Raw genomic sequence first — 8,529 nt, 5'->3', positions numbered from 1 at the left:
CCCCGAAGGGCCGGCCCCAAGGAGGAGGAAAAACCCCCGAAAGGGAGGAACCGCTAGAAATCCACCTGAAGCCGCGCGCCGAAAACTGTAATGTCGTTGTTTCTGTCGTTGGCGTTGCGGTTAATCAGGAACTGGACAAACGGAGAGAAGTGGAACTTCTCTGCAAAGTGGAACCGATAGTAAGCCTCGATGAGACGCTCCTCATCTGCCCCGGTGCCGAAGTCGCGCTTGGTCGGTGTGATTTCGTTGTAGGCCACGCCCAGCGAATCGAATTTTCTCTTCGGGAGAAAACCGGTCAGCTGGAAGCCCGCGCTCCAGGCCTGCCGGGTGGTGTAAAGCGTATTTGCGGTATCCCGGGTCCCCCACCGGAAAAAACCGCCCAGCCAATCGGTTAATTCCTGATCGAAACTCACACCCATGCCCGATGCCGTGAAATCCTTCAACCGGCCTGTGTTCTTTTCCCGCTTCCGGCCCGCACCATCGAGGAAACCCCAGACCCGGTAGTTGCCCTGTTTGCCGAAAATCTTCGGCGTCAGGCCAATCTCCAACACGCCGTACACATCGGCGAACACATCGTCCGTCGTCTGGCCGTCGCCGTTGACATCCTGCGACATGACGCCGGTTTCGACGTAAAACTTGCCGGGCACGAGATCAACCCGTCCCCGGACACCCGGCGCGTTCGCGGGAGCGGAGAGTACGCTGTTGTTCACGAACGGGCTGGAGACAAACTGTGATGTCTCGCTCCCGGCATACGAGTTGCCGTCCACATAGTTGGTGAGATCGATCTTGCCGGCCGTGATGGTGAGGCGCTCCTTGAAAAAAGTACCCTCACCATAAGCCTCGAGGATGGTCACGTTGTCGTTCGTCGTTCCCGAGTCGTCGTTCAGCCCGCCGAGATTCGCCAGCTTGCCGTTCGGGCCGTTGCCGCCGATGCCCTCGAGATCGAGAACGAACTTCACATTCTCGAACGCCTTATAAGTGAAGATGATGTCGAACGAACCTTCCGCAAATGCGGCATCCCCGCCCAGCTTGCTTTCCACGTTGGTTGCGTTCTGAAGAATGCCCGTGATGCCGCCGCTGATTTCGAGCTTGCTCAGGGCCGCGACGGTGCTCTTCAAGTCCTGAATGGGGCCGATCGCCTTTTCCTGTTTTTCCACTTTAGCCTTCTGGGCCTGCTGCTCCTGTCTGATGGACTGGAGCATACCCTTCAGCGCATTCAACTCGCTCTCAAGCGCCTTGATTCTCTCTGCCAGCTCCGCCGCCGATTGAGCCGACGCCGGGGGCGGACCCACGAACACTGCCGCCAGCGACATCGCCACAAGGAACATGCCACCTATCCGAATCCATCGTCGCACCATCAAAACACTCCTTCTTGAAATACCGCGGCGCAATCCGGACCCACTCGCCCGGAACATGCCCCACCGGTTTCTCCAAAGTCATCCGCAAAAACCCCGATTTTCAACGCAATAACCCTTTCATGCCCTGGGATGGAAGGCCAGGCCCCCGATTGGCTCTAACCTTGGGAGGAGAAGATACCCGCGGGGTGTTTCTGCCAGAAATCGAATTGATTGCGAATACATGAAATCAATGTTTCCGTTTTGTTTCGGCGAAGGCACATATCGCCCGGTTCCGTTCGGCAGGCACCCTTCTCCGATTGACAGCCTTCCGGCCGCGTGCTAGCAAAAAGGTCGTTTTCCAGCCAAATAAAAGGGCAATCCCGTCCTTGAGGGACCGCCCAAAATGCTGCGCAGTGGCCCCTGCCCGGCTTGAGCCCTGCACGGGAAGGAGATCCAATGGCACCCCGGAAAAAAGCGAAAATTCCCCCCCGCGCCCTAAAGCGCGGCTCCATGCTCTGGAGCAAGGAGTTCACAGAGCGCATCGCGGAGGACATGACAAAGTGGGCAGACGATGAATTCATGGAAACCTTCATGAATTTCTGCTACGGCGGCCTTTACGACCGCAACGTTCTGCCCCAGAAGACCCGCGAGTTGTGTGCCGTTGCCGCTTGCGTGATGGCGAACGCCCACCCGCAGCTTCGGACGCATGTTCAGGCCGCATGGAACTGCGGCGCCACCAAACGGGAGATCATGGAAGTCATCATTCAGATGTCCACCTACTGCGGGATGCCCTACATGCTGCAATGCGCCCGCGTCGCGTGGAACGATGTTTTCCCGAACCTGAAACGCGGACAAAAGGCCGCCGCAACGCCCCAGGGACTGAAACTCAAAGACGGCGCGCCGGCCAAGAAAAAAGCAGTGAGAAAGAAATCCACCACCCGGAGAAAAAAATAACCCGGCGGGCGACGATTGCCGCCCACGATCCGTTTTGACGACTCTTCATATTCGCGATTCGAGGAGGTAACGCCGACATGGCCCGCAAATTCATTGACCTGAGCGTCCCGCTCCAGAACGCTCCGATGGAAAACAATCCTGCCGTCATCCAGTACATCGCTCACCGCGAACTCGGCCGCAGCCGCACGAAAGCCTATAAATTTCCCGACACGAGCTACTTTCCCGATCACATGCACTGCGCCACGGAGATGATCAGCTCGGTCAGCACCCACAGCGGCACCCATCTCGACTCGCCCTATCACTACGGGCCCGAGTGTGAGGGGAAGCCCTCCAAGACGATCGACGAAGTCCCGCTCGAATGGTGCTTCGGGGACGGCGTGGTGCTCGACTTTCACGACGCGGAGCGTGGCCACAACATCACGGTGAACGAGGTGAAGGCGAAAGTGAAAGCGCTTGAGAAGAAGGGCTACAAGCTCAAGCCCATGGACATCGTCCTCATCCGCACCGACCACACGACCAAATATTTCTACACCCCGGATTTCGAGCAGACCCACCCCGGGATGAGCGTCGAGGCGACGGCCTATCTCTGTGAGGAGCAGGGCATCAAGGTCATGGGCATCGACGCCTGGGGCTTCGACATGCCCGTCCGGCAGATGGCCAAGGTCCGCCTCGAGGGAAACACCAAAGACTTTTTCGGCAGCCACTTCTACGGCCGCAAAAAAGAGTACATCCACGCCGAAAAACTCATGAATCTCGACCAGTTGCCCGAATTCGGCTTTACCGTCTCGATGTTTCCCATCAAGATCGAGCGGGCCAGCGGCAGTTGGATCCGCGCAGTCGCCTTTGTAGACGCCTAAGCCCGGACATGAGATAATAAAGTCCTGAATCAGGGACTTCATTTCAACTTTTTTGAGGGAGCCGCACCATGGCCCACACCGCAGCCGGAGTGAGTCAATCCGACGCCATGCGCCTCAGTGCACTGGGACCCGCCTTGGCCGCCACACTTCTGGGCATCTTTCTGATCTATGGCGCAGGTTTCGCGCAGCCGCAGGTTTTGCACGACGCGGCGCACGACTCGCGTCACGCCCTCGGCTTCGTTTGTCACTAGGCGGGCCCAGCTTGTTCCGGCGGATTGTTTTCACCGCGGCACTCTCCGGACTGCTCGCCGGTCTCTTCTTGACCGCGGCGCAGTCCGTCCGCGTTCTGCCCCTCATCCAGGAAGCGGAAACCTACGAAAAAGCGGAAACGCCCAAAACCCCCGCCCCTGACGCGGTCAAGCCGAAGGGCGATGAAGGGGAAGCCTCGCCCTTCGGCCGCCTGTCCCTCACCGCCGTGGCCAACATCACCGCCGCCATCGGCTTTGCCCTGCTTCTGGTGGCGGCCTATGCCCTTCGTGGCGGCGCCGACTGGAAAACCGGCATCCTCTGGGGGCTGGGGGGCTTCGCCGCCTTCAGTCTCGCCCCCGCCCTGGGCCTGCCGCCCGAGTTGCCGGGGACGACCGCCGCCACTGTGCCCGACCGCCAGCTCTGGTGGTGGCTCACCGCACTTCTCACGGCGGGGGGGCTCTCGCTCGCGCTCCTCATCCGCAGGCCGCTCTGGATCGCACTGGGCGTCTTGCTGATCGTCTTTCCCCATCTCATCGGGGCGCCCCAGCCCGAGATGCACGGCGGCGCCGCGCCGCCCGCCCTCATGCGCGCCTTCATCTGGGCGGCGCTCCTCACCTCCGGCGTCTTCTGGATCGTCCTGGGGGGGCTTTCGGGCTACCTCTTCCGCCGGCTGGAAAACACCTAGCGGCGAATTCCAAACCGGCTCCTCGACCGGGCGAGGCCCCGGCAAGGGCGCGGCGCAAAAAACCCGCAGTATCGCGCAGCATCCCGCACGCGCCCCCCGCTCTCAAAAAACCCGCCGTATCGCGCAGTCTCCCGCACGCGCCCCCCGCTCTCAAATTTCGCGCCGTATGCGCAATATTTACTGGCCCCCTCTTTCGGCGGCGGGACCACTCTCGCACACGCGGGGGGAAAGACCCGCGCAGAAGATGCGGGGAAATTCGGTAATGGGTAAGCTTGCTTGCTTTTCTTGTCATTCCGAGCGCCCGAGGCGGACCCCCCGGTGGGGGCCTCCCGGTGGGGGGCCTCCCGCGAATCTCCGATTCGCCGGGGTGCCCGGCACGAGGAATCTGCTTTTCGCACAGCAGATTCCTCGCTCGCTGCGGGCCCCACCCTGCGCTCCCTCGGAATGACACCGCTGGGCCATTGCGCAAACCGGCCCGCGCCCGCCTCAGCGCAGCGAGGAGATGTAGGCGGCCAGATCGCGGAGCTGCGCCATCGGCAGCTTCATCTTCGAAACCGCCGGGTGCGCATCCATCTCCAGCTTTGATCCGCTCTTTGTCACCTTCCCCGAGAGCCAGAGCACCAGATGCTCCGGCTGAAGGCGAAGGCCCGCCCGCGCCAGTCCGGGGCCGTCGAGCCGGCCGGCCCCCTGGCTCTTTTCATTCGGATTCACCACGTGGCACGCCCCGCATTTCAGCCGCACGAAAAGGGCTCTCCCCCGGGATGCGCGCTGGGGGGAAACGGCAGGGGGCATCCGGTCAGAGCGAACGCGCGGATCGGCCAGCGTCATCAGATAATGGGCAATCGCCTTCGCCTCTTTGGGCGTCAAGCTGAAATCGGGCATCCGGGCCGCTCCCTTGCGAATGCGGTGGGGGCGCTGGAGGTATTCCGCCACCCAGGGCATGTAGTACCGGCTTCCCGCGTAGGCGAGCGGGGTGGCGGCCTCGATCCTCTCATGCATGGTTCCCACATCGTGGCACCCCGCGCAGTTGAGCTCGTTCATCACCCGGAAGCCGGCCGCCCGCGTGGCCGAGGGGTAGCGCTTCTCCGCGCCGGCGTAGGAAATCACGACCGGCCGCTTCTTGCCGAGGCCCAGGACATACCGGACGAGGGCCTCAATCTGCAGCCCTTCGTCGCCGCGGAGAATGTCCTCGGGCCCCGATTCATTGTCCTCAAAAAAAGTGGGCATCTTCGTGCCGGGAAGGATTCGGGAGGGATTCCGGATCCACCGGCGGATCCACTCCGGCCGCAGACGCCCCCGGGCGAGCGCCAGATCGGGCGCCAGCGCCTCGGGCTTGCCGGAGGGCTTCTTGCCGCTCTGGTAGTGGCAGCTGAAGCAGTCGAGATAATCCTTCGAGGCCAGCTTCCGCCCGGCCGCGATCAGCGCCTTTTCGTCCGCGGCCCCGGGAGGCGCCTCGGGGGGCGCTTCCCCTCTCCTGTGGTCGGCCTCGATGTGCCGCACGAGGGCCACCGTCTCGAATTCGCTCAAATGGTAGTTCGGCATCCGCGTCTTGAGCCACGGCCGGAGCGTATCGGGCATCTGGAGAAAATCGAAAAGCCACTCCGGGAGGAACTTCTCCCCCAGGAAGGCGATGTTCGGGGCCACGGCCCCGTGGCCTCCGCCGTGGCTCGCCCCGTGCTCGAGTTCCTTCGAGATGTAGTGGCAGGCGTTGCAGTGAAGCTCGGAGACGAGACGAAAGCCCTCGGCCTGCATCGGATTCATGCCCTGCGGGGCGCCGCCGTGAGGGGGCCCGCCCCCGCCGGGGGCGCCATCCCCATGTCCGCCCGCGGGCATTTGGGAAGCGGCTTTTCCTTTCGGCTGCGCGGGCCCGCGGGGATGTCCCTTGTCGGCGGCCAGGGGCGAAGGAAAAGAGACAGCCAGCGCGACGGCAAAAACCGCCGGGAAAAATTTTCGGCAAACGCCCGCAAATGCCGCCATCGCACAGCCTCCTGGCTTCAGGTTTTTTGTCATGGCAAGGGGAACGGGCCGAATCTCCCTGTATCCGAATATCGCCGCGCGCGGGGAAAATTGCAAAGAATCGGTCGTGGGTCAGTTTGCACAATGGACCCGTGGTGTCATTCCGAAGGAGCGCAGCGACTGAGGAATCTGCTGTGGAAAAGCAGATTCCTCGCGCCTCCGGCACTCGGAATGACAAGAAAAACAAGCAAACTGACCCACTGCCAAAGAATCGAACCGCCGCATTTCGTTTTTCGCGCCCCGTGGGTAGAATGAGGCCTGTTGGCGGTTTTTTCAGCGCGGGAGGTGCATATGAGCGGACAGGAAACCGACGAGCGGCCCTGGGGACGCTATATCGTCCTCTCCGATGAGGCCGACCACAAGGTCAAGCGCATCATCGTCAAGCCCGGCCAGCGGCTGAGCCTCCAGCGGCACAAAAAAAGAGGCGAACACTGGCACGCCGTCTCGGGCGAGGCCACTGTGACGCGGGGCGAAGAGCGGATCCCCCTCCGGCCGGGCGAGTCGGTGGACATCCCCCAGGGGGCCTGGCACCGCATCGAAAACACCGGCACGGCGCCCTTCGTCTTCATCGAGGTCCAGCACGGAAGCTACTTCGGCGAGGACGACATCGAGCGCAAGGAAGACGACTACGGAAGGGCGTAGGCCTGATAGCCAGTCCGTTTGCTCGTTTTCTTGTCATTCCGTCTGGGTAAATTGGCCCGCTGCCCGGGCTTTCGCCCGGCCACAAAAAAACCCCGGCCGCCTGACCGGGGTTTTTTGTTTTTTCGGAGATGAATCTAGGCGCCGGCCTTCCGCATCTGATCGAGCGCCTGGCCGAGGCGCTCGACGCCGCGCTCGCACTCCTCGGTCGAGCACGAGTACGCGATGCGGGTGTAGCCCTCGCCCCCCGCCCCGAAGACGTGCCCGCCCACGGTCGCAATGGCGTGCTCGTTGAGCAGATACCCCGCCACCTCGGCGGAGCCTCCAAAAGCCTTGAGGTTCGGGAAGGCGTAGAAAGCCCCCGTCGGCTCGGCGAGCGTCACCCCCTCGATCGCGCGCAGGCCCTCGGCGATGACATGCCGCCGCTCGGCGAAGGCGCGGATCATCTCGTCGATGGGGCCCTGGTCGGCTTCGAGGCCGTGGGCCGCGCCGTTCTGGATGAACGTGTTGACGCACACCGTCGTGTACTGGCGCACGCGCAAAATGTGCCGCGTCAGCTCGGGGCTCGCCACCGTCCAGCCGAGCCGCCAGCCGTCCATCGAATAAACCTTCGAGAAGCCGTTGATGACGATGGTGCGCTCCGCCATCCCCGGCTGGGAGAAGATGCTCGGGGCGCAGCCGCCTTCGCCGTAGAAAATGCGCGCGTAGATCTCATCGGAGATCACGATCAGGTTGTGCTTCTGGGCGAGCGCCGCCAGCTTCTTGAGCTCGCTCTCGGGGATCGTCGTCCCCGTCGGGTTCCCCGGCGAGGTGATGCAGAGCATCTTCGTCTTCGGCGTGATCGCCTTCTCGACCTCATCCGCCATGAGGGCGAAATCGTTCTCCTCGGTGGTCATCACCTCGACCGGCACCCCGCCCGCGAGCTGGGCCGTGCACTTGTAGTGGTGCCAGTTCGGGTTCGAGATGATCACCTCATCGCCCGGATTGATGAAGGCGAGCATGGCGCACAGGATCCCCTCGTTCGCCCCCGCCATGACGATCACCTGGGTGTCCCAGGCCACCTCGATGCTGGTGTCGATCGCGGTCCGCGCCGCGATGGCCTTGCGAAGGCGCGGAATCCCCATGCTCGGGGCGTAGTGGACATCGCCCCTCTCGAGCGATTCCGCCGCCGCGCGCTTGATGTGGGCCGGGGTGTCGAAATCGGGCCTTCCGATCTGCCAGTGGATGACGTCCTTGCCCTCGGCCTCGAGGGCGCTCACCGCGTCGAAGACCTTGCGGATGCCCGAAAAGGGCACATCGAAGATGCGCGAAGCCGCGATCGCATCGGTGTCGAAGCTTGCCATGGAACCCTCCAAGAGGCTGAAAAGGGACAAGTTGTTAAAACAAAGACGGGCCGCACCCTTCGTTCAAAGACCGCCTTTTATAGCGGGAGAGCGGAAATGACGCAAGAGTTAAAGGAGTTCCCCCTTCATGACGGTCACGGCTTGCCCAAAGAGGCGGACGCGCTCGCCCTCGGGACGCACGCGGACGGTGCCGCCGCGGGGGGAGAGCTGCCTCCCGATCATCTCTTTTTTCTTGAGGCGCGCGCCCCAGAAGGGGGCGAGGGTGCAGTGGGCCGAGCCGGTGACCGGGTCCTCGTCCACGCCGGCGGCGGGGGCGAAGAAGCGCGAGACGAAGTCCACCGCCGGATCATCCGCGCGCGCCGTCACGATCACGCCGCGGCAGGGGGCCTCCCCGAGCCGCCGCATGTCGGGGACGAGATCGCGCACGGCCGCCTCCGAGTCCGCCTCGA

General features: G+C 63.0%; 9 protein-coding genes. 5 read left to right on the top strand and 4 right to left on the bottom strand.

From position 1 onward, the window contains the following. Positions 1–53: 53 nt before the first annotated feature. A complete protein-coding gene (locus O2807_08135; GenBank protein MDA1000468.1) occupies positions 54–1,358 on the bottom strand; it encodes a carbohydrate porin in 1,305 nt (434 codons plus the stop codon). Positions 1,359–1,793: 435 nt separating this feature from the next. On the opposite strand from O2807_08135, the gene O2807_08130 reads away from it, so the two are divergent. From O2807_08130 to O2807_08115, 4 genes are all read left to right on the top strand, one after another. Continuing rightward, positions 1,794–2,291 carry a carboxymuconolactone decarboxylase family protein gene (locus tag O2807_08130; GenBank protein MDA1000467.1) on the top strand — a complete coding sequence of 166 codons (498 nt, stop codon included), beginning with the start codon at positions 1,794–1,796 and terminating at the stop codon, positions 2,289–2,291. 77 nt (positions 2,292–2,368) lie between these two features. After that, a complete protein-coding gene (locus tag O2807_08125; protein ID MDA1000466.1) occupies positions 2,369–3,148 on the top strand; it encodes a cyclase family protein in 780 nt (259 codons plus the stop codon). A 68-nt stretch (positions 3,149–3,216) separates the two neighbouring features. Next, a complete protein-coding gene (locus tag O2807_08120) occupies positions 3,217–3,399 on the top strand; it encodes a CbtB-domain containing protein (GenBank protein ID MDA1000465.1) in 183 nt (60 codons plus the stop codon). An 11-nt stretch (positions 3,400–3,410) separates the two neighbouring features. Next, positions 3,411–4,082, top strand: a complete 672-nt coding sequence (locus O2807_08115) for a CbtA family protein (GenBank protein MDA1000464.1) — start codon at positions 3,411–3,413, stop codon at positions 4,080–4,082. A gap of 486 nt (positions 4,083–4,568) precedes the next feature. Here the strand turns inward: O2807_08115 and O2807_08110 are convergent, their stop codons facing one another. Further along, a complete protein-coding gene (locus O2807_08110) occupies positions 4,569–6,059 on the bottom strand; it encodes a c-type cytochrome (protein MDA1000463.1) in 1,491 nt (496 codons plus the stop codon). 330 nt (positions 6,060–6,389) lie between these two features. Between O2807_08110 and O2807_08105 the strand changes: the two genes are divergently transcribed. Then, the gene (locus O2807_08105) at positions 6,390–6,740 is read left to right on the top strand and encodes a phosphomannose isomerase type II C-terminal cupin domain (GenBank protein MDA1000462.1); all 351 of its coding nucleotides are present in this window, start codon (positions 6,390–6,392) and stop codon (positions 6,738–6,740) included. A 134-nt stretch (positions 6,741–6,874) separates the two neighbouring features. Here the strand turns inward: O2807_08105 and O2807_08100 are convergent, their stop codons facing one another. Together O2807_08100 and O2807_08095 are read right to left on the bottom strand one after the other, a co-directional pair. Beyond that, on the bottom strand, positions 6,875–8,080 hold the full coding sequence (locus O2807_08100; GenBank protein ID MDA1000461.1) for a pyridoxal phosphate-dependent aminotransferase: 1,206 nt from the start codon (positions 8,078–8,080) through the stop codon (positions 6,875–6,877). A 108-nt stretch (positions 8,081–8,188) separates the two neighbouring features. Further along, on the bottom strand, positions 8,189–8,529 hold a 341-nt coding region (locus O2807_08095; GenBank protein MDA1000460.1), incomplete at its 5' end, for a PhzF family phenazine biosynthesis protein.

Source organism: bacterium, from assembly GCA_027622355.1.
In the GTDB taxonomy this organism is placed as follows: Bacteria; UBA8248; UBA8248; order UBA8248; family UBA8248; genus JAQBZT01.
Note: the sequence above shows the minus strand (reverse complement) of the source record. Positions and strands in the feature narration are given on the sequence as shown.

Excerpts from the sequence above, each read along its gene's own strand:
- O2807_08135 (MDA1000468.1), bottom strand. The coding sequence starts at position 1,358 with ATGGTGCGACGATGGATTCGGATAGGTGGCATGTTCCTTGTGGCGATG.
- O2807_08125 (MDA1000466.1), top strand. The coding sequence starts at position 2,369 with ATGGCCCGCAAATTCATTGACCTGAGCGTCCCGCTCCAGAACGCTCCG.
- O2807_08100 (MDA1000461.1), bottom strand. The coding sequence starts at position 8,080 with ATGGCAAGCTTCGACACCGATGCGATCGCGGCTTCGCGCATCTTCGAT.
- O2807_08130 (MDA1000467.1), top strand. The coding sequence starts at position 1,794 with ATGGCACCCCGGAAAAAAGCGAAAATTCCCCCCCGCGCCCTAAAGCGC.
- O2807_08120 (MDA1000465.1), top strand. The coding sequence starts at position 3,217 with ATGGCCCACACCGCAGCCGGAGTGAGTCAATCCGACGCCATGCGCCTC.
- O2807_08110 (MDA1000463.1), bottom strand. The coding sequence starts at position 6,059 with ATGGCGGCATTTGCGGGCGTTTGCCGAAAATTTTTCCCGGCGGTTTTT.
- O2807_08105 (MDA1000462.1), top strand. The coding sequence starts at position 6,390 with ATGAGCGGACAGGAAACCGACGAGCGGCCCTGGGGACGCTATATCGTC.